16 protein-coding genes are annotated in these 19,557 nt (G+C 73.7%); 6 read left to right on the top strand and 10 right to left on the bottom strand.

What is annotated here, in order from left to right; translation table 11 throughout:
• The first annotated feature begins 80 nt into the window (after positions 1-80).
• A complete protein-coding gene (locus ACN260_RS12850; protein ID WP_422756176.1) occupies positions 81-1,799 on the top strand; it encodes a DEAD/DEAH box helicase in 1,719 nt (572 codons plus the stop codon).
• A gap of 233 nt (positions 1,800-2,032) precedes the next feature.
• Here the strand turns inward: ACN260_RS12850 and lon are convergent, their stop codons facing one another.
• The gene (gene lon, locus ACN260_RS12845) at positions 2,033-4,369 is read right to left on the bottom strand and encodes an endopeptidase La (protein ID WP_422756175.1); all 2,337 of its coding nucleotides are present in this window, start codon (positions 4,367-4,369) and stop codon (positions 2,033-2,035) included.
• A 243-nt stretch (positions 4,370-4,612) separates the two neighbouring features.
• On the opposite strand from lon, the gene ACN260_RS12840 reads away from it, so the two are divergent.
• Positions 4,613-4,960, top strand: coding sequence for a histone-like nucleoid-structuring protein Lsr2 (locus ACN260_RS12840; RefSeq protein ID WP_422756174.1), 348 nt, complete (start codon positions 4,613-4,615; stop codon positions 4,958-4,960).
• Positions 4,961-5,173: 213 nt separating this feature from the next.
• Here the strand turns inward: ACN260_RS12840 and ACN260_RS12835 are convergent, their stop codons facing one another.
• Both ACN260_RS12835 and ACN260_RS12830 read right to left on the bottom strand, forming a co-directional pair.
• Positions 5,174-6,463 (bottom strand): hypothetical protein, encoded by a 1,290-nt coding sequence (locus tag ACN260_RS12835; protein WP_422756173.1) that lies wholly within the window; start codon positions 6,461-6,463, stop codon positions 5,174-5,176.
• 321 nt (positions 6,464-6,784) lie between these two features.
• Positions 6,785-7,657, bottom strand: a complete 873-nt coding sequence (locus tag ACN260_RS12830; protein ID WP_422756172.1) for a hypothetical protein — start codon at positions 7,655-7,657, stop codon at positions 6,785-6,787.
• 142 nt (positions 7,658-7,799) lie between these two features.
• On the opposite strand from ACN260_RS12830, the gene ACN260_RS12825 reads away from it, so the two are divergent.
• Complete coding sequence (locus tag ACN260_RS12825) at positions 7,800-8,909, top strand: DICT sensory domain-containing protein (protein ID WP_422756171.1); 1,110 nt, start codon at positions 7,800-7,802, stop codon at positions 8,907-8,909.
• Positions 8,910-8,927: 18 nt separating this feature from the next.
• Entirely contained in the window at positions 8,928-9,644 is a 717-nt protein-coding gene (locus ACN260_RS12820) for a helical backbone metal receptor (protein WP_422756170.1), read from the top strand.
• A gap of 30 nt (positions 9,645-9,674) precedes the next feature.
• Here the strand turns inward: ACN260_RS12820 and ACN260_RS12815 are convergent, their stop codons facing one another.
• Positions 9,675-10,364 carry a CBS domain-containing protein gene (locus tag ACN260_RS12815; protein WP_422756169.1) on the bottom strand — a complete coding sequence of 230 codons (690 nt, stop codon included), beginning with the start codon at positions 10,362-10,364 and terminating at the stop codon, positions 9,675-9,677.
• Positions 10,365-10,589: 225 nt separating this feature from the next.
• On the opposite strand from ACN260_RS12815, the gene ACN260_RS12810 reads away from it, so the two are divergent.
• Positions 10,590-11,156, top strand: coding sequence for a hypothetical protein (locus tag ACN260_RS12810; protein WP_422756168.1), 567 nt, complete (start codon positions 10,590-10,592; stop codon positions 11,154-11,156).
• A 223-nt stretch (positions 11,157-11,379) separates the two neighbouring features.
• Complete coding sequence (locus ACN260_RS12805) at positions 11,380-11,763, top strand: FKBP-type peptidyl-prolyl cis-trans isomerase (RefSeq protein WP_422756167.1); 384 nt, start codon at positions 11,380-11,382, stop codon at positions 11,761-11,763.
• A 121-nt stretch (positions 11,764-11,884) separates the two neighbouring features.
• Here the strand turns inward: ACN260_RS12805 and ACN260_RS12800 are convergent, their stop codons facing one another.
• From ACN260_RS12800 to pdhA, 6 genes are all read right to left on the bottom strand, one after another.
• A complete protein-coding gene (locus ACN260_RS12800; protein WP_422756166.1) occupies positions 11,885-12,253 on the bottom strand; it encodes an STAS domain-containing protein in 369 nt (122 codons plus the stop codon).
• 166 nt (positions 12,254-12,419) lie between these two features.
• Positions 12,420-13,697 carry an Ig-like domain-containing protein gene (locus ACN260_RS12795; protein WP_422756165.1) on the bottom strand — a complete coding sequence of 426 codons (1,278 nt, stop codon included), beginning with the start codon at positions 13,695-13,697 and terminating at the stop codon, positions 12,420-12,422.
• A gap of 175 nt (positions 13,698-13,872) precedes the next feature.
• Entirely contained in the window at positions 13,873-15,552 is a 1,680-nt protein-coding gene (locus tag ACN260_RS12790; RefSeq protein ID WP_422756164.1) for a right-handed parallel beta-helix repeat-containing protein, read from the bottom strand.
• A 235-nt stretch (positions 15,553-15,787) separates the two neighbouring features.
• Positions 15,788-17,278, bottom strand: a complete 1,491-nt coding sequence (locus ACN260_RS12785; RefSeq protein ID WP_422756163.1) for a dihydrolipoamide acetyltransferase family protein — start codon at positions 17,276-17,278, stop codon at positions 15,788-15,790.
• The gene (locus ACN260_RS12780; protein ID WP_422756162.1) at positions 17,275-18,291 is read right to left on the bottom strand and encodes an alpha-ketoacid dehydrogenase subunit beta; all 1,017 of its coding nucleotides are present in this window, start codon (positions 18,289-18,291) and stop codon (positions 17,275-17,277) included. The genes ACN260_RS12785 and ACN260_RS12780 overlap by 4 nt, the downstream gene beginning before the upstream one ends.
• Positions 18,291-19,490, bottom strand: a complete 1,200-nt coding sequence (gene pdhA, locus ACN260_RS12775; RefSeq protein WP_422756704.1) for a pyruvate dehydrogenase (acetyl-transferring) E1 component subunit alpha — start codon at positions 19,488-19,490, stop codon at positions 18,291-18,293. Before pdhA ends, ACN260_RS12780 begins: the two co-directional genes overlap by 1 nt.
• Between the last annotated feature and the right edge of the window lie 67 nt (positions 19,491-19,557).

Genomic DNA, 19,557 nt, shown 5'->3' with positions numbered 1-19,557 from the left:
CGGGCGGCGTGGCTGTGCCGGTCGGCACGGTGGGGCCGGTCGGCGGCACGGCCCGACCGGGGTGATGGAAAACTTTGGTCATGAGTTCCACACCCACACCGACCGACCTCTCCGCGCCCGACGACTCCGACGGCGGGCCCGCCTTCGTGGATCTCGGGCTGCGCGCCGAGCTGCTGGGCGCTCTCGCCGCGCTCGGCTACGAGGAGCCGACCCCGATCCAGCGGGAGGCGATCCCCCTGCTGCTGTCGGGACGGGACCTGCTCGGGCAGGCGGCCACCGGTACGGGCAAGACCGCCGCGTTCGCCCTGCCCCTGTTGCAGCGGATGCCGCAGGACCGTCAGGGCGGTGACCCGGTGTCGCTGGTGCTGGTGCCCACCCGGGAACTGGCCGTGCAGGTCTCCGAGGCGTTCCACCGCTACGGCAAGGACCTGGGCGCCCGGGTGCTGCCGATCTACGGCGGCCAGCCGATCGGCCGCCAGCTGCGCGCCCTGGACCTGGGCGTGGACGTGGTGGTGGCGACCCCGGGCCGGGCGCTGGACCACATCGCCCGGGGCACCCTGCGGTTGGGGTCGCTGGCCACGGTGGTGCTGGACGAGGCCGACGAGATGCTCGACATGGGCTTCGCCGAGGACATCGAGGCGATCCTGGAGCACGCGCCCGCGCAGCGGCAGACGGTGCTCTTCTCGGCCACCATGCCGGCCCGGATCGACGGGTTGGCCCGCCAGCACCTGACCGACCCGGAGCGCATCCAGATCGGGCGGGAGCAGCCGGTCGCCGGCGAGGCCCCCCGGGTACGGCAGAGCGCCTACATCGTCAGCCGGGCGCACAAGCCGGCGCTGCTGGGTCGGGTGCTGGACGTGGAGTCCCCGACCGCGGCGATCGTCTTCTGCCGCAGCCGGGAGGAGGTGGACCGGCTCACCGAGACGATGAACGGGCGCGGCTACCGGGCCGAGGCGTTGCACGGCGGGATGAGCCAGGAGCAGCGCGACCGGGTGATGGGGCGGCTGCGTGCCGGCACCGCCGACCTGTTGGTGGCCACCGACGTGGCGGCCCGGGGGCTGGACGTCGAGCAGCTCACCCACGTGGTCAACTACGACGTGCCGTCCGCGCCGGAGTCGTACGTGCACCGCATCGGCCGGGTGGGTCGGGCCGGCCGGGAGGGGGTGGCGATCACCCTGGCCGAGCCCCGGGAGCACCGGATGCTCAAGACCATCGAGCGGGTCACCGGCCAGCGGATCACCATCGACAAGATCCCGACGGTGGCCGACCTGCGCACCCGGCGGCTGGCGCTGACCCAGGCGGCGCTGCGGGAGAGCCTGCTGGAGGACGACCTGGACCCGTTCCGGGTGATCGTCGAGTCGCTGTCGGACGAGTTCGACCTGATGGAGGTGGCGCTGGCGGCGGTCAAGCTGGCCCACGAGGCGGCCCTGCCGGGCTCCGACGACGAGGAGGAGATCCCGCAGGTGTCGGTCCGTCCGCCCCGGGAGCCCCGGGCCGGGTACGACGGCCGGGGTGGGGACCGGCGCGGCGGCGGCCGGCCCCGCACGGGTGGCACCGCGCAGGTCTTCATCGGTCTGGGCCGCCGGGCGGGGGTCCGCCCGCAGGACCTGGTCGGCGCGATCACCGGGGAGACCCGGGTCAGCGGCCGGGACATCGGCTCGATCGAGATCGCCGACCGGTTCTCGCTGGTGGAGGTGCCGCAGGGTGTCGCCGACGAGGTGATCGCCGGGCTGCGCAACAGCACCATCAAGGGACGCAAGGCGACCGTACGCCGCGACCGCGGCGTCGACGGGCGCTGACCCGGACGCGACACCGGCCCGCACCCCTGAACGGGGCGCGGGCCGGTCGCGTTCGTCAGAGCGGGTACGGCCCGAACCGCCCCCAGGCGACGAGCGCCGCCAGGACCAGCAACACCACGGTCAACACGGTGGCGGGGTGTTACCTGGCGCGGGCGTGCACCACGACCGCGCCGGCCCCCACCCACGGCCCCCGACGCCGGGCGCGACGCCGAGGGCCGTGGGTGGGTTCCGCCTCAGGCGGCGCCGACCGGTCGACCGCCGAGCGTGTCCGCGTCGATCTCGGCCGGGCGCAACGCCAGGGCGAGCACGTCGGCCACGTCGGCCAGGGTGTGCACGGTCAACGCCTCGCGCACCTCGGCGGGCAGGTCGTCGAGGTCCGGCTCGTTGCGGGCCGGGATGATCACCTCGGTCAGGCCGGCCCGGTGCGCGGCGAGCAGCTTCTGCTTCACCCCGCCGATGGGCAGCACCCGCCCGGACAGTGTCACCTCGCCGGTCATCCCGAACTCGGGCCGTACCGGTCGGCCGGTCACCAGGGACGCCAGCGCCGTGACCATGGTGATGCCGGCGCTCGGACCGTCCTTGGGCACCGCACCCGCCGGTACGTGCAGGTGGATCCGGCGTCCGGCCAGGACGTTCGGGTCCAGGCCGTAGCGCCGCCCGTTGGCGCGCAGGTACGACAGCGCGATGTGGGCGGACTCCTTCATCACGTCACCGAGCTGCCCGGTGAGGGTCAGCCCCGGCTCACCGTCCATGCTGGTGGCCTCGATGAAGAGCACGTCGCCGCCGGCGCCGGTGACGGCCAGGCCGGTGGCCACGCCGGGCACCGCCGTCCGCTCGGCCGATTCCGGGGTGAACTTCGGCCGGCCCAGGTAGCGGGCCAGGGTGTCGGTGTCGACCCGGACCGGGGTCGGGTCGGTGGCCAGGGCCACGGCGACCTTGCGCAGGATCTTCGCCAGGGCCCGTTCGAGCTGCCGGACGCCCGCCTCCCGGGTGTACTCACCGGCGATCAGCGCCAGCACCCCGTCGGTGACGGTCACCTCGTCGGCGGTCAGGCCGGCCCGCTGGAGTTGCCGGGGCAGCAGGTGGTCGCGGGCGATGGCGACCTTCTCGTCCTCGGTGTACCCGTCCAGGGTGACCAGTTCCATCCGGTCCAGCAGCGGGCCGGGGATGGTCTCCACCACGTTGGCGGTGGCCAGGAAGAGCACGTCGGACAGGTCGAGGTCGACTTCGAGGTAGTGGTCGCGGAAGGTGTGGTTCTGGGCCGGGTCGAGCACCTCCAGCAGGGCGGCGGCGGGATCCCCGGCGTACCCGACGGCGAGCTTGTCGACCTCGTCGAGGAGCACCACCGGGTTCATCGAGCCGGCCTCGCGCAGCGCGCGGACGATCCGACCGGGCAGCGCGCCGACGTAGGTACGCCGGTGCCCACGGATCTCGGCTTCGTCGCGGACGCCGCCGAGGGAGACCCGCACGAAGTTACGGCCCAGTGCCCGGGCCACCGACTCGCCGAGGCTGGTCTTGCCGACACCGGGCGGGCCGGCGAGGGCGAGCACCGCGCCGGAGCCGCGTCCACCGACCACCCCGAGGTTGCGCTCGGCGCGCCGGTTGCGCACCGCGAGGTACTCCAGGATGCGGTCCTTGACGTCGGCCAGGCCGGCGTGGTCGGCGTCGAGCACCGCCCGCGCCGCCGTCAGGTCGGTGTTGTCGTCGGTTCGCGTGTTCCACGGCATTTCCAGGACCGTGTCCAGCCAGGTCCTGATCCAGCCCGCCTCGGGTGAGGCGTCGCTGGCCCGCTCCAGCTTGCCGACCTCGCGCAGTGCCGCCTCGCGGACCTTGTCCGGCAGGTCGGCTGACTCCACCCGGGAGCGGTAGTCGGCGGCACCGTCCGGCTCGTCCTCGCCGAGTTCCTTGCGGATCGCGGCGAGCTGCTGGCGGAGCAGGAACTCCCGTTGGGACTTCTCCAGGCCCTCCCGTACGTCGCTGGTGATCTGCTCGGTGACCTCCTGCTCGGCCAGGTGGTCCTTCACCCAGCCGACGAGCAGGTCCAGCCGGGCGGTGACGTCGGGCGCGGCGAGCAGTTCGGTCTTCTGCGCCAGGCTGAGCCACGGCGCGTAGCCGGCCGCGTCGGCCAGTTCGGACAGGTCGGTCATCCGCTCCATCGCGTCGATGACCTGCCAGGCGCCCCGCTGCTGGAGCACGGAGGTCATCAGGGCGCGGTACTCACGGGCCAGGTCACGGGCGCGACCGGCGGGGGCGGGTTCGTCGAGCCGGGTGGCCTCCACCCACAGCGCCGCACCGGGTCCGGGGACGCCGGAGCCGATCCGGGCGCGGGCGAGGCCGCGCACCACGGCGGCGGGCTCACCGTCGGGGAGGCGGCCCACCTTCTCGATGGTGGCGATCGTGCCGACGGGGCCGTACTCGCCGTCGATGCGGGGAACGGCGAGCAGGGTCTTGTCGCCGCTGGCCCGGGCGGCGTCGACGGCGGCCTGGGTGGTCGGGTCGAGGGTCACCGGGATGACCATGCCGGGCAGCAGGACGACGTCGGTCAGGGGAAGTACCGGAAGGGTTGCCATCGGACACCTGCCATCACTTGAGGTTGAGCGTGTCTCACTCAAGTCACAAACCGTGCCCCGTGTTCCGACGTGTGACTCAGGACACATCCCAGCAGCACCGCCACCGCCGGCCAGCATTGGCCGCACCCGGATTTCCCAGGATTGACGCGACCCGCCAAATGAAAGGGAGGCATATTGTTGCGGATTTGCCGTCAGATACGTCAAACTCTTAGCACACCCCGATCACCACAGGGAGTAATGGCGATGGCAAGGAAAGTAATCACCGTTCTGACCGACGACCTCGACGGCGGAAAGGCCGATCGGACCGTCGAGTTCAGCCTGGATGGGGCGGCGTACACCATCGACCTCTCCGACGAGAACGCGGGGGTGCTGCGCAAGGCGCTCGACGCCTACATCACCGCTGGCCGTCGAATGGGTCGAGGCGCCGTCGAGTCCGGTCGCCCGGCCCGGCGCCCGGCCCGGCCCGGCGTCTCGGGAATGGATCGCGAGCAGAACCGCGCCATCCGGGAATGGGCGACCAAGAACGGACACGAAATCTCCGAGCGCGGGCGCATCCCGGTCTCGGTCGTGGAGGCGTGGAAGAACCGCTGACAGCGGGCCGGATCACGAACGGGCACGCCGGGGTCACGCTGGGATATCAGCGTGACCCCGGCGTTTTTGCCGTGTCCACAATTTCCATCCGACGACCCCGCACCGAAAACATCCGCCGGTACGCTGTCCGCCCGCCGCACGCACCCGCGGGCACGCAACGACTGCGGGCCACCCCGGGGTTCCCGGGGTGGCCCGCAGTCGTTGCCGGTCGGGTCAGTTGACCCGGATGCGCACCACGTCGAAGGCGGGGGTCTGGTTGGCCCGCTCCATCATCGGCACCCGGTGCGAGCCGTCACCGGCCCAGACCGCGCACTGCGCCGTACCCGACTGCGGCAGGCCCGGGATCTGGATGGTCACGTCGTCGGCCTGGTTGCCGCCCTTGCCGTCCTCGGTGGCGACGAAGAACGCCGGCACGTCCTGCGGGTTCGAGGGCGCCTGGTTGGTGTTCTGGAGCATCCGGCAGGCGGTGTGGAAGTGACCGCGGGTCAAGCCCTGACCGTTGAGCACCGAACTCTCCAGATAGTAGCCGCCCTGGCCGGCCGCCAGGAACCGGTCACGGACCAGGTTGCGGGTGGAGACCTTCAGGGTGAAGGCCTGGTTGCGCTGGACCTGGTTGGGGAACTGCGTGATCAGCAGCGACGGGTTGTTGGCCGCCGCGCCCACCTCACCGAACGCGGTGCTGACGCACCGGTTGCCGTTCTGGAAGCCGTCGTGCGCCTGCAGCCGGCTGTTGGCGCAGTCCTTCGCCAGCACGCCCAGCGCGTTGCCGTTGTTGCCGCCGTTGTTGTTCTGGCCGCCGTTGTTGCCGTTCTGGCCGCCGTTGTTCCCGTTGTTGCCGTTCTGGCCGCCGTTGTTGCCGTTCTGACCACCGTTGTTGCCGCCGTTGTTGGCCGCCACCTGGCAGCCGGCGAGCTGCTCCAGGCCCTGCGGGCGCTGGGCGAAGCGGCCGATCGCGGTGGCGATCCGGTTCAGCGCCGACCGGCGCTTGTCGGCCAGCGGGCCGAGGATGGCGTTGTCGATGAACGCCTTGCCGTTGCGCCCCTCGGCCGCCAACCGCTTGTTGGCGTCGTCGATCTGGGTCTTGAGCAGGGCGAGTTCCTTGTCCACCTCGGCCTTGGCCTGGGCCGGGATCTGCGGCAGCCGGGGGGTGACCTCCGGGCAGGCCACCGTCGAGGCCAGCGTGGTCACCGGCGCGTTGCCCGCCTTGACGGCCTGGCACTCGGCGACGGACATCTGACCGTCACCCCAGTGGTTGCGGACCCATCTGCCGTTCTGCCACGTCTGGGTGGTGCTGCCGCGCCCGCTCGGCGAGGTGGCACCGGGGCTCGGTGCGACGCAGGCCGACGAGACGTTGCGGGTCTGCTGCCTCGGCTTGTCCCCGGCCGAGGAGATCTGGGTGACGGCGGCGATACCGCCGAAGACGACGAGCGCACCGACCGCCGCCAGCAGCCGCTTGCTCCGCGCGTTACCGGAAGACCGGCGTGCCCCTGTGGACCTGCGCATCGAATTGCTCTCCTTCTCGATCCGGTACCTGACTCGCGCCCCCGACGAGGCGACCCTTTCCGGGTCGGTCACCCCCGCCGGAGACGCTGCGACGTTCCGGTCGCACGTCGATGGCCGACGATGCCTTTCCGCACCGTCCGCCGCGTCGGGTGGCGCGGCTGGGAAGATCCTGTCCATTCCCGCTTAGGTACGGGCCGGCACCGGCGAAGGTTCAACGCGGATCGAGGAATCCCGGACCGATTTCCGGGCGGGCCGCAATGTCACCAACCGTCGCCGGAAAATGACGGCGGGTCGTTCGGTGGCCGGCCGTTTCGGCGGCGGTCAGTCCACGCAGAGGTGCTCGAACGCGAACGGGGCACCCAACTCGTCGCGCCGGTCCCGCAGGGCGCGGATCTGCCGGCGCAGCTCGTCCCGGTCGAGCAGGACCGGTTCCGCGTTGTCCGCCCCGGTGAGCCGTTCGCCCACCGCCACCGCCGCGAGATCCTCGGCCAGCCGGCCCGGGTCCACCCCGCAGTGCAGCCGCGCCTCGAGCACCGTGACCCGCTCCACCAGGCACCGGCCGGGACGCACCTCGACCCAGCTCCACCCCTCGGCCGTCCCGTCGCGCCAGCGCACGTGCAACCCGCGCACGATCGGATCGCTGAGCCGCCGCGACACGTACGCCTCGACGGCAGCCACCCGGGACAACGCGCCGAGATCGTTGACCGGCCCGGTACGCCCGTCCGGCAGCCGGCCGACGATGTCCCGGAAACCCACCGGGGCGTCGTCCGACCCGTCCGGGGCGGCCCCGGCGGCGTAGGCGCGCGCGTCGATGACGTACGTGACGATGCGCCGGCCGTGCCCGGCGGCCCGCAGCGTCGGCGAGCCGATCCGCAGCACCGGCAGGCCCACGGCGGCGCACACCGCGGCGGCCATCCGCCCGGCCCGCTGCCCGGCCGAGCCCGGGGGCGCGGTCGGGCCGACGGTCAGGGCGAACAGCGGCACACCGGTGTCGACCGCGCAGACGACGTGGTCGAACTCCTCGCGCAGGGCGGAACTCCACTGGTGCCCGGTGACCCCGGCCGGCCGCCGCGACACCAGGTCACCGAGCCGACGGGCGGCGTACACGGCCTGGCCGGCCCGGACGAACAGCGGCGCGGCACCGGACGGGACCGGCCGCAGCCGGGCGTCGTCGTCGGTGGCGGTACGCGTCATCGTCGGGTCGGTCCGTCCGGGGCAGGCGAAAGTGACCGGCCGAGTCTAGGACGTCGACCGCGATCTCCGCCCCGCCGGTTCGGGCCACGGACGCGGCACCAGGCGGTTGGTGCGCCCCGGGCTCGATCTCTACGCTCACGGGGTGCTGCACGACGGACCGGCCCCGGAACTGTTGACCAAGCGGAGTCTCGTCACGGTCTCCCACGCCATCGAGCGGTCGGCGCTGGCCACCGCCGAGGACGGCCCGCTGGTGGTGATCGCCCTGTTCCAGCGGATGCCGTACTTCCTGCGGGAGCGGGAACGCTACGCCCGGATCGCGGCCGGCGCGACGGTCACCGTGGTCGGGTCGGTCGGGCAGACACCGCCGGAGCTGCCCGCCGGGGCGTACCCGGTGACGCTCGACGACACCGAGGAACTGGCCCGCGAATGGAGTGTGGTGGCGCTGACCCCCCGGTTCGGGGCGAGCCTGGTGGCCCGGGACCGCCGGGAGGCGGTGCCGGCCGACACCCTCGAACAGGGGCGGCTCTTCGCCGGCCGCTGGGGGTTCCGCCGCGACGAGGCGCTGCACGAGGTGATCCGGCTGCGCACCCAGCTCGGCGACCGGCTCCCCCCGGTCGCGCTGACCGCGATCGACCAGGTGCTGCACCGGGTCCGGGACCTGCCGGCCACCCCCGGGGAGAGCCGGGCCGAGGCGGCGTTGCGGCTGATGGCCGACCGGGTCGAACGCGCCCACCGGGCCGGGCCGGGCCGGCACGCCGAGCCGGGGGACGGCCCGCCGGGGCTGGTGGACGAGCCGACACTGCGCCACTGGACCGGGATGGACGGGGTGACCGCCGCCGGCACCCTGCCGGTGGCCCTGATCGGGGTACGCGTCGGTGAGCCGGCCGGTGCCCCGGAACGGTTCGGGCGACGCAGCGCCGCCCGCGAGGCTCAGGCCGTGATCGCCGCGCTGACCGCCCCGCTGCGCCCGGTCGACCGGGCCGTCCGCCTCACCGCCGACGAGTACCTGCTGGTGCTGCCGGCGTTGACCCGCGAGGAGGCGTTGGCGGTGGCCGGTCAGGTGCACGACTGCGTGGCCGGGCTGGCCCGGTCGTACCCGTTCGTGTCCTTCGCGGTGCACACGGCGGTGACCGTGACCGACCGGCGGCCGTTGCCGGTGGCCGAGGTGCGGCACGCCGTCGGGTGGGCGGCCCGGGAGGGTGTCCCGGTGGCGACGGTGGCCCGGGAGACCGTCGCCAGCGCCGCCCACTGAGGACGGGAGGACGACGACGTGCGGGTGGTCTCGTTGGTGCCGTCGCTGACCGAGGCGGTGGCGGTGACCGCGCCGGAGCTGCTGGTCGGCGCGACCGACTGGTGCGTGCACCCGGCGGGGTTGGACGTGGCCCGGGTCGGCGGCAGCAAGTACCCCGACCTGGACCGGGTCCGGGCACTGCGGCCGGACCTGGTGCTGCTCAACGTGGAGGAGAACCGCCGTGCCGACGCGGACGCGCTCACCGCCGCCGGGATTCCGGTGCTGGTCACCTACCCCCGGACCGTGCCGCAGGCCCTCGACGAGCTGGCCGGGATGCTCGCCGCGCTGGGGGTGACCGGGGAGCCCGGCTGGCTGCTCGACGCCCGCCGGGCCTGGGCCGCCCCCACCGGCACGGGCCCCGTGCGGCGGGCCGTGGTGCCGGTGTGGCGGCGACCGTGGGTGGTGCTCGGCGGGGACACCTTCGCCGGGGACGTGCTGCGCCGCCTCGGCGTGGTCAACGTGTACGACGACGACCCGGACCGTTATCCGCGTCCCGACCTCGACGCGCTGCGGGCCCGCCGGCCCGACCTGGTGGTCCTCCCCGACGAGCCGTACGCGTTCACCGCCGACGACGGGCCGGACGCCTTCCCCGGCGTCCCCTGTGCGCTGGTCTCCGGCCGCCACCTCACCTGGTACGGCCCGTCGCTGGCCGAGGCGCCGGCCCTGCTCGCCGCCCAACTGGCCACCCCGGTCTGACCGTCCGCCCCGACGGTCAGACCGGGATGGTCAGGCCACCGGGGTGATCCCCCGCTCGACCAGGCCGGCGTCGTCCACGTCGTACCCGATGGTGCTGGTGACCTGGACCACCCCGCTGACCTGACCGGCGAGTTTCTCCGCCAGCTCGGCGGCGCTCCGCCGGTCCAGCCGGCCGTCCAGGCGCACCGCGCCGTCGCGGACCTGCACGGTGACCAGCCCGTCCCGCACGGCCAGCACCCGCCGCAGCACCTCCTGCACCACGTCCTCGCGGATCTCGGCGTCGGTGCGCAGGTGCACCCGCAGCAGGTCGCTGCGGGTGACGATGCCGACCAGCCGGCCCAGGTCGTCCAGGACGGGCAGCCGCTTGACCGCCTCCCGGTCCATCAGCCGGGCCGCCGCCGGCAGCGACGCCTCCGGGAAGGTGGTGACGGCCGGCGCGGTCATCAGATCCTTCGCCAGCAGCGCCCCGGCCTTCTCCCGGGACACCCGACGCCGCCGCCCGGTGAAGACCCGACGCTCATCCTGCGCCCCGGAGTGCTCCACCTTGTGCAACAGGTCCGCCTCGGACACCACCCCCAGCACCCGTCGGAAGTCGTCCACCACCGGCACCGCGCTGACGCCCCGGCGGATCAGCATGTCGACGATCACCCGGTACGGGGTCTCCTCCCCCACCGTGGCGACCTCCCGGGTCATCACGTCGTCCACCTGCCACGTCCTCATCACGACCTCCTCGCCCGGTTCTCCCGTCCGACGCTAGGGCCGCGCCGACCGGCCGGGCAGGGGCGGGTGGACCGGTCGCCCCGAGGCCGAAGGTCCCGTCCGGACGCCCGTACCAGGGGACTTAGGTCCCGCGCCGGCACGGACCGGTCGGCCCTGCCGGGACCGCGCCGACCGGCGTGGAATGTAACTGCCACCGGGAAGTGCGGTGCCAGGCAGAGAAGGGACGTGGAGACCATGACCGCGACGATCGAGCGGAACACCACCGCCAGGACCATCGCACCGGTGGCCGGAACCGAGACCACCCGCCAGCGGGCCGCCCGCTACGTCTGGGCCGGAACCCGGCTGGCCCTCGGCTGGATCTTCCTCTGGGCGTTCCTGGACAAGCTGTTCGGCCTCGGCCACGAGACCCCGGCGAAGAACGCCTGGATCAACGGCGGCAGCCCGACCAAGGGTTTCCTCGCCTTCGGCGCGAAGGGCCCGTTCCAGGGGATCTACCAGGACATCGCCGGAGCCGCCTGGGCCGACTGGCTGTTCATGATCGGCCTGGCCGGGATCGGGGTGGCCCTGCTGCTCGGCATCGGGATGCGGATCGCCGCCGTCACCGGTGGCCTGCTCATGGTGCTGATGTGGACCGCCGTCCTGCCTCCGGAGAACAACCCCTTCATGGACGACCACCTGATCTACGCCGCGGTGCTGGCCGGCCTCGCCCTGGTCGGCGCGGGGAACACCCTCGGCCTCGGCCGGGTCTGGGCCACCCTCCCGCTGGTCCGCCGGTTCGGCTGGCTCAGGTGACGGTCCCACCCGCCCGGGTGGTCGACCGACCGGCAGGGGCGCCACCGCCACGGTGGCGCCCCTGCCGCGTCTGCGCGCAGCGTGCGGGTCGGTCCCCGCAGGGTTCCGGTCGGATCACCCGACGCGCGACGCGGGTCGGCGGGGTCCGCGGCAGCCGGGGTGCCGCGATCGGGCAGGATCGACACCGTCCGGACGATCGGGTGACGACAGAGGAGAACAGCAGATGAACACGCCCCAGGCAGGCAAGCCGGAGATCGGCCCGATCGAGGGTGCGGCCCCGGCCGAGCTGGTGATCGAGGACATCACCGTCGGGGAGGGCCCGGAGGCGCGTCCCGGCCAGCTCGCCAACGTGCACTACGTGGGGGTGTCCCACTCCACCGGCCGCGAGTTCGACGCGTCCTGGAACCGGGGCGAGGCGTTCGAGTTCCCGCTCGGCGGCGGTCAGGTCATCGCCGGCTGGGACCAGGGCGTGGTGGGGATGAAGGTCGGCGGCCGCCGTCGGCTCACCATTCCGCCGCACCTGGGCTACGGCAGCCGGGGTGCCGGCGGCGTGATCAAGCCGAACGAGACCCTGGTCTTCGTCGTCGACCTGCTCGGCGTGCGCTGACGTCGGTCGGGGTCGCCGGCACCGCCCGGCGGCCCCACCGCCGGCACCCCGTGGCACGGCCCGGTCGCCGGCTCCCGGCGCTGCCCGGCCACCGGACGCTCCGGCGCTACCGGGCCTGTGGTCAGGCGCAGGCGGCCAGCGGGCGGGACACGGCCCCGACCGGGACGTCGCCGTGCCGGACGGCGATGACGCGGTGCAGGCCGCCGACCCGCAGCACCCGGGCGACCACCGGATCGGGATCGACCACCACCAGCTCGCCACCCCGGGCCCGGACTCTGAGGTGGGCGGCGACCAGCGCCCGCACCCCGGCCGCGGAGAGCACCTGGACCCCGGACAGGTCGAGCCGGAGCAGCGGGCGGGCCGGTGCGGCCCAGAGGGCGGCCCGGAACGCGCCCACGGTGGCGATGTCGATCTCACCGACCGCGCGCACCTCGACCACATCGTCGGCCACCCGCAGCCGCACGTGAAACCGGTCCTCTGCCTGCGTCATGCCCCGAATCTAGCCCCCACCTGCGACGTTTCCGCCCTGCCCGGGTCGGGTTTCGGGGTAGTCCCAGGGTCGCCCCGGAGCCCACCCCGAGTCCTCCTCAGGGTGGAGCCGGCCGGGCACGACCGGCCGTCCCGGCGACCGGTCGTGCCTCCTCGCCCGGATTCGGTCAGCCGCCGCTGGCCGACGGCGCGGGGGCCGGTGACGAGCCGCCGGCCACGGCCCCCGGGTGCGGCGCGCTCGTGGCGGGGGCCGGCTTCAACCCCGGCGGTACGGGTAGCGCGCTGCCCCGGGCGAACTCGGCCCAACTCGTGTTCCAGGCGGTCCAGCCGTTGCCCGGCCGCAGCGGCACCTCGGTGCCCTTCACGGTCACCAGGTCACCGACCTGGGTGATGCCCATCAGCCAGTCGGCGGCGGCCGAGGATACGTTGGCGCAGCCGTGCGAGACGTTGGTGTAGCCCTGGTCCCCCTCCGACCAGGGGGCGGCATGGATGAACTCGCCGCCCCAGGTGAGGCGCTGGGCGTCCTCGACGTCGACCACGTAGCCGCCGTCGGGCTCGCCCCGGGTGTCGAAGCGGGTCTGCTGGTGCTTCTCCATGATCACCATCTTGCCGCTGGAACTCGGGGTGCTCGGCTTGCCGAGGCTGACCGGGATCCGGCGGACCAGCCTGCCGTCCTGGAAGACCGACATCTGCTTGGTGGCGTTGTCGATGTCCAGGGCGACCTGCCGGCCGATCTTCGAGGTAGACCGCCGGTCGGCGTCACCGACGTACTCCTTGCCGACGGGCAGCCCCTCAAGCGCGGACCGGACGCTGATCGTCGTCCCGGGACGCCAGAAGTCGGGGGCCCGGTAGTAGACCTGGCTGCCGTCCTCCAGCCACGACCAGGTGCCGGGCTGAGGCGGATCGGTCTTCACGAACAATCGTCGCTGCACGGCCGCCCTGGCCTCTTTGGGAATTGCCGGTTCGAACGCCACCGTCACCGGCATCGCGGTGCCGTACGTCTGGTTTCCGGCGAAATAGAGCACGCTGGTCAGCGCCTGCCGGTTCGTATTCGTCGGGGCCGTGGTGAACGTGGTGCGCCCGACGGTGGTCCGGCCCGCGTCGCCGGTCGCGGTGACCTCGGCGGTGTAGGTCCGGCCGCTGCCCAGCGGGGCCGCCGGCACCCAGCTCGACCCGTCCTCCCGCGGCTCCCCGGCGACGGACCTGCCCTTGTCGTCGGTGAGCTTGACGCTGGTCACCCGGCCGTTGCTCACGGTGGCGCCGACCTCCGCGCTGATCGGGACGTCCTTCGCCCGGTCGGCGGGGGTCACCGTCACCGTGGGGGCCGCCGCCGCGCCGGGCGCCGCCCCGGCCGCCGGCCTCCGCTCGACGGTGCACCCGCCGAGGACCAACGGTGTGGCTGCGATGGTCACCGCCATTAGCGTCAATCGCCGCCTCACGTCCATATTCCGTCCCCCATTTCCAGTCCCCTTGGCCACATTCTGTACAGCGTTTCTCGGGCCGGGTCGGGCTTTCCGGGGAACCGGGCGGGCGGGGCCGGGCTTATCGACCCCGGCGGGCGGCAGGCGGCCACGGTGCCGCCGATGTCCGGGATCGGCCGTGCCCGCACGCCCCGGGCGGTCAGTCCCAGTCCTGGTCACCGTGGTTACGGTGCCACCGCCCGCCGACCGGCGGGGTGTCCAGCCGCAGGGCCGCCACCGCGTTGCCGGCCAGGTCGTTGTCCTCGACCCGGCAGCCGACGCAACTGCCCCGGGCAGTGATCCACATGCCGTGGGTCTGGGTGCGCTCGTCGTGGTTGTCCCAGATCCGGTTGCCGCGCACCGTCGCCGAGTCGAACGCCGCGTTGATCGCGATGCCGGCCCGGGTCGGCGGCGCGGCCGGCAACTCGTACGCGGTGCCCGGCAGCGGGGTGTCCCCGCTCCACCCGCTGTAGGCGTCGGGGCGTACCGGGGCGAGGTGCAGTTCGGTGGCGGTGTTGGTGGCGACCACCGCGACCCGCCGGCCGACCCGCAGCACCTTGCCCCGGTGGCTGTCCTGCGCCCAGGTCGCCGAGCGGTCGACCAGGGACCGCTCGGTGTACCGGACCGACTCGCCGCCGCCGTGGGACGCCTCCGCGCACTGCCGGCCGTTGTTGCGGATGCGGTTGTCGAGCAGCATCGCGTCGGTCATCGGGCGGTCCACCCGGATCGCGTCCAGGCCGTTGCCCCAGAACTCGTTGCTCTCCACCACCACGTCCTGCGCCGGATGCGGGAAGCCCCGGCCCAGGTCGTGCTGATGGTAGCCGTAGCCGCCGTTGCCGCTGATCCGGTTGCCCCGCACCGTGTACGGGCCCGGGGTGTTGCCCATGCTGATCCCGTCGCCCACGTTGCCGTCGATGACGCAGTCGGTGAGCAGGCCACCCCGGCCGGCGACGCCCGAGGTGCCGTTGCCCGACACGTCGTAGCCGGCCTCCAGGTTGCCGGTCATCGTGCAGCCGGTGACGATCAGCCCGTCGGCACCCCAGTCCGAAATGCCGAACCGGTTGCCCTGGCTGTGGCAGCCGACGATCCGGTAGCCGCGCGGGGGCGTCCAGTAGTCCTTCTGGAGTTCCAGGAAGATGCCGTTGGTGCCGTTGGCCAGGGCGGTGCAGTTGGCGATGGTGAGCCGTTCCATGTCGCCCCAGCCGCCGATGCCGATCCCGATGCCCGCGCCGCCCATCTGCTCGCCGTTGTCCAGCCGGCCGCAGCCGACCACCACCACCCCGTCGACCAGGGTGTCCTGGAGGAAGTCGCAGCCCAGGCCGCTGGCGGCCGTGTGGTGGATGTAGAGGTTGCGGAACACCCCGCGCACCACGTACTGCAACCCGAGGCCCTTGGCCAGGTAGTTGTACTCGGCCATGGCCACCCCGGAGCCGTCGATCTCGAAGTCGGCGAAGGTGCAGTCGGCGATGTGCCGGTCCCGGTCCGCGCCGTGCTGAAGCACCGTCCAGAACGCCAACGGCGTCGGGTCGCTGCGGTTGCCCTCGTTGCTGAGCAGGAACCTTGTGGCCGCCGGGCCGGCGCCGATCAGCGACACCCCGCTGCGCCACACCGTGCCGGCGTCGCGGATGGAGTAGATGCCCGGCGGGCACCAGATCACCCGGGCCCGGCCGTCGGCCGCGTAGCCGGCGCCGAGCCGGTCCACCAGGGCCGCCAGCGCGGGTTGGTCGTTGGTCACCCCGTCGCCGGTCAACCCGTAGTCGTGGGCGTTGCACCACAGCGGCGCCCCGGCGACGGGGGGACGGCGGTCCCGCACGGCGACGGGCAGACCCTGGTACGGCACGGGTGGCTCCTCTCGGCGGTGCGTCCACGACCGACACGGCAGGGCCGCGACCGGGGCGTGCGCAGTGCGGCGCGCGCCCACCGGAGGTGCGGCGCGTCCGTGACCCGCGCCGGATTCCCGGCCCGCCGACCGGAAAACACCAGCCGACCGGTCGTCCCGCCTGAACCGGACGAACACCGGGCGGCACGACGGAGCCGGCCACCCCGCCCAGGGTGACCGGCTCCGGGCGTACCGCTCAGACGTTCGCCACCAGCAGCGCCGGCTGTTCGACGCAGTCGGCGACGTGCCGCAGGAACCCGCCGGCCACCCCGCCGTCGCAGACCCGGTGGTCGAAGGTGAGGCTGAGCTGGGTCACCTTGCGGACCGCCAACTGCCCGTCGACCACCCACGGCTTGTCCACGATCCGCCCCACCCCGAGCAGCGCCGCCTCCGGGTGGTTGATGATCGGGGTGGAACCGTCCACCCCGAACACGCCGTAGTTGTTGAGGGTGAAGGTGCCGCCCGTGAGCCGGGCCGGCGGCAGGGTGCCGGCGCGGGCGTCGGCGGTGGTCTGCGCCAGAGCGGCGGCCAACTCCCGGGTGGTCAGCCGCTGGGCGTCGCGCAGCACCGGCACGAGCAGGCCCCGGTCGGTCTGCGCGGCGATGCCCAGGTGCACCCCGGCCGACTGGACGATGCGCTGCCCCTCGGTGTCGACGTGCGCGTTGAGCTGCGGGAACCGCCGCAGGCCGCTGAGGCAGATCCGGGCCAGCAGGGCCAGCACGCTGACCGGGGCGTCCGGGGTGGCCGCGTTGATCGCCGCCCGGGTGGCCAGCAACGCGGTCGCGTCCGCGTCCACCCAGATGGTGACCTCGGGGATCTCCCGACGGCTGCGGGAGAGCTTGTCGGCGATCACCCGGCGGATGCCGGTCAGCGCAATGACCACGTCGGACGCGTCGGTCGGGGCCAGCCCGACGTGCGCCGCCGGGGCCGGGTCCGCGACGACGGCGGGCCGCCCCGGGTCACCGGTATGCCGCTGCGGCGCGGTGGCCAGGGCGGCCTCCACGTCGCCGCGGCGGATCACGCCGCCGGGGCCGGTGCCCCGCAGCCCGGCCAGGTCGACCCCGTGCTCGCGGGCGAGCCGGCGCACGATCGGCGAGATGACCAGGGGGGCCGTCCCGCCGGCCGGCGCGGTGCCGTCCCCGGCCGGCGGGACGACGCCGTCGGTGGACACCCCGGTGGCCGTGGTGTCCGTCCCCGCGCCGGCCGGGACCCTCGGCGCGGACGACGGGCCGACGGTGCCAACGGGGACGGGCCCGACGGCCGGCTCCGCGACGGGCCCGGCGGCCGGCTCCGCGGCCAGGGACAGCCGGGGGCGTCGCCGCCGCCGGGTGCCGCCGTGGCCGGTGCCGTACCCGATCAGGACGTTGCCGGAGCCGGCCCGCTCCTCCTCACGGTAGGTGGCGTACCCGGCGGGCTCGTCGCCGCCGTCGGCCGGCGCGATGGTGATCAGCGGCTGGCCGACCGGACGCGTCTCGCCGGCCGCGCCGTGCAGGGCGACCACCCGCCCGGCGTACGGGCAGGGCACGTCGACCACGGCCTTGGCGGTCTCCACCTCCACCACGCTCTGGTCCACGGTGACCACGTCACCGACGGCGACCTTCCACTCGACGATCTCGGCCTCGCTCAACCCCTCGCCCAGGTCGGGCAGGAGGAACACCCGGGTGCCGGTGGCGGTGCGGGCGCTCATGCCGCGCTCCCCTGCACCAGCCAGCGCGGGTCGGGCCGGTCGTCCCACTGGAGGCGGGCCACGGTGTCGAGGACCCGGTCCACCCCGGGCAGGTGGGTGTGCTCCAGCATCGGCGCCGGGTAGGGGATGTCCAGCCCGGCGACCCGCAGCACCGGGGCGTGCAGGGCGTGGAAGCAGCGCTCCTGCACCCGGGCGGCGATCTCCGCGCCGACCCCGGCGAAGCCCTGCGCCTCGGTGATCACGACGCACCTGCCGGTACGGCGGACCGAGGCGGTGACGGTGGCGTCGTCGAACGGCACGATGGTGCGTACGTCGACGACCTCCAGGTCCCAGCCGTCCTCGCGGGCGGCCTCGGCGGCCTCCAGCGCCACCGGCACCGACGGGCCGTACGCGACCAGGGTGGCGTCGGTGCCGGGACGGCGCACCACGGCCCGGCCGAACGGGGCGGTACGGGCGGGCAGTTCAGCCTCGCCGCTGGCGAAGTAGAGCTTCTTCGGCTCCAGGAACACCACCGGGTCCGGGTCGGCGATCGCCTCCCGCAGCAGCGAGTACGCGTCGTCCACGGTGGCCGGGGTGACCACCTTCAACCCGGGGGTGTGCGCGTAGTACGCCTCGGACGAGTCGCAGTGGTGCTCGACCCCGCCGATGCCGCCCGCGTACGGCACCCGGATGACCATCGGCACGCTCAGTGCGCCCCGGGTGCGGTTGCGCAGCTTCGCCACGTGCGAGGCGATCTGCTCGAACGCCGGGTAGGCGAACGCGTCGAACTGCATCTCCACCACCGGCCGCAGCCCGGACATGGCCAGTCCGACGGCGAACCCGACGATGCCGGCCTCGGCGAGCGGGGTGTCGAAGCAGCGCTTGTCACCGAACCGGGCCTGCAACCCGTCGGTGATCCGGAAGACCCCGCCGAGCTGCCCGACGTCCTCGCCGAAGACGAGCACCCGCTCGTCGTCGAGCATCGCGTCGGCGAGCGCGGCGTTGAGCGCCTTCGCCATGGTCATGGTGGCCATCAGGCGTCCCCCTCCGCGTCGGCGGCCAGCTCGGCCCGGACCATCTCGCGCTGCTCGACCAGTTGCGGGGTCGGCTCGGCGTAGACGTGCTCGAACAGGCTCAGCGGGTCGACGGCCGGTTGGGCGTGCATCCGCTCCCGCAGGTCGGCGGCGTACGCCTCGGCCTCGGCGGCGACCTGTGCCACCGCCGCGTCGTCCAGCTCGCCCCGGCTACGCAGGTACGCCTCCAGCCGGGCGATCGGGTCGCGGTCCCGCCACGCCTCGACCTCGTCGGGGTCCCGGTAGCGGGTGGCGTCGTCGGCGTTGGTGTGCGCCTCCATCCGGTAGGTGTGCGCCTCGACCAGGTACGGCCCGTGTCCGGCGCGGGCGTGCGCCACCGCCCGGGTGAGCACCGCCAGGACGGCCACCGGGTCGTTGCCGTCGACCTGCTCGCTGGGCACCCCGTAGCCGACGCCCTTGTAGGCCAGGCTCGGCGCGGCGGTCTGCCGGGACAGCGGGACGCTGATCGCGTACTTGTTGTTCTGTACGAAGTAGACGACCGGGGCCTTGAACACGGCGGCGAAGTTGAGCCCCTCGTGGAAGTCACCCTCACTTGTCGCGCCGTCGCCGATGAAGGCCAGCGCGACGGTGTCCCGCCCCTGGTAGGACTCGCCGTAGGCCAGACCGGCGGCGTGCACGCACTGGGTCGCCAGCGGGGTGCACTGCGGCGCGGTGCGGACCACGGTCGGGTCGTACCCGCAGTGCCAGTCGCCGCGCAGCAGGGTGAGCACCTCGACCGGGTCGATGCCCCGGGCGGTCAGCGCCATCGACTCCCGGTAGGTGGGGAACACCCAGTCGTCGTCGCGCAGTGCCAGCACCGCGCCGACCTGGCACGCCTCCTGGCCGCGCGAGGACGGGTAGACGGCGAGCCGGCCCTGCTTGGTCAGGGCGGTGGACTGCGCGTCGAAGCGTCGGCCGACGACCATCCGGCGGTACATCTCGCGCAGCGCCTCGACCGGCGGTTCGGGCAGGTCGGCGCGGCGTGGCAGCGGCGTGCCGTCGGGGGCGAGCAGCCGGACCGGCTCGGTCTGCGGCAGCAGGCCGGCGGTGGGGTCGGGGGCGACCGGGGTGGCCGGTCGACGGGTACGCGGGGATGCCCTGCGGACCGCCTGGGGTGTGGTCGTCACGGCGGGGACCTCCTGGACGTGTGGTGGCCCTATGCTCCTGCCGTCGGATGATTGACTCAACATGCCGGCCCAACGCGGGACGATTGGCATTTCGGGGAGC

The sequence above is a fragment of the Micromonospora sp. WMMD708 genome (assembly GCF_049315245.1).
Classification (GTDB): domain Bacteria; phylum Actinomycetota; class Actinomycetes; order Mycobacteriales; family Micromonosporaceae; genus Micromonospora; species Micromonospora wenchangensis.
The sequence above is the reverse complement of the archived record's forward strand: the minus strand, read 5'-3'. Positions and strand labels throughout refer to the sequence as shown.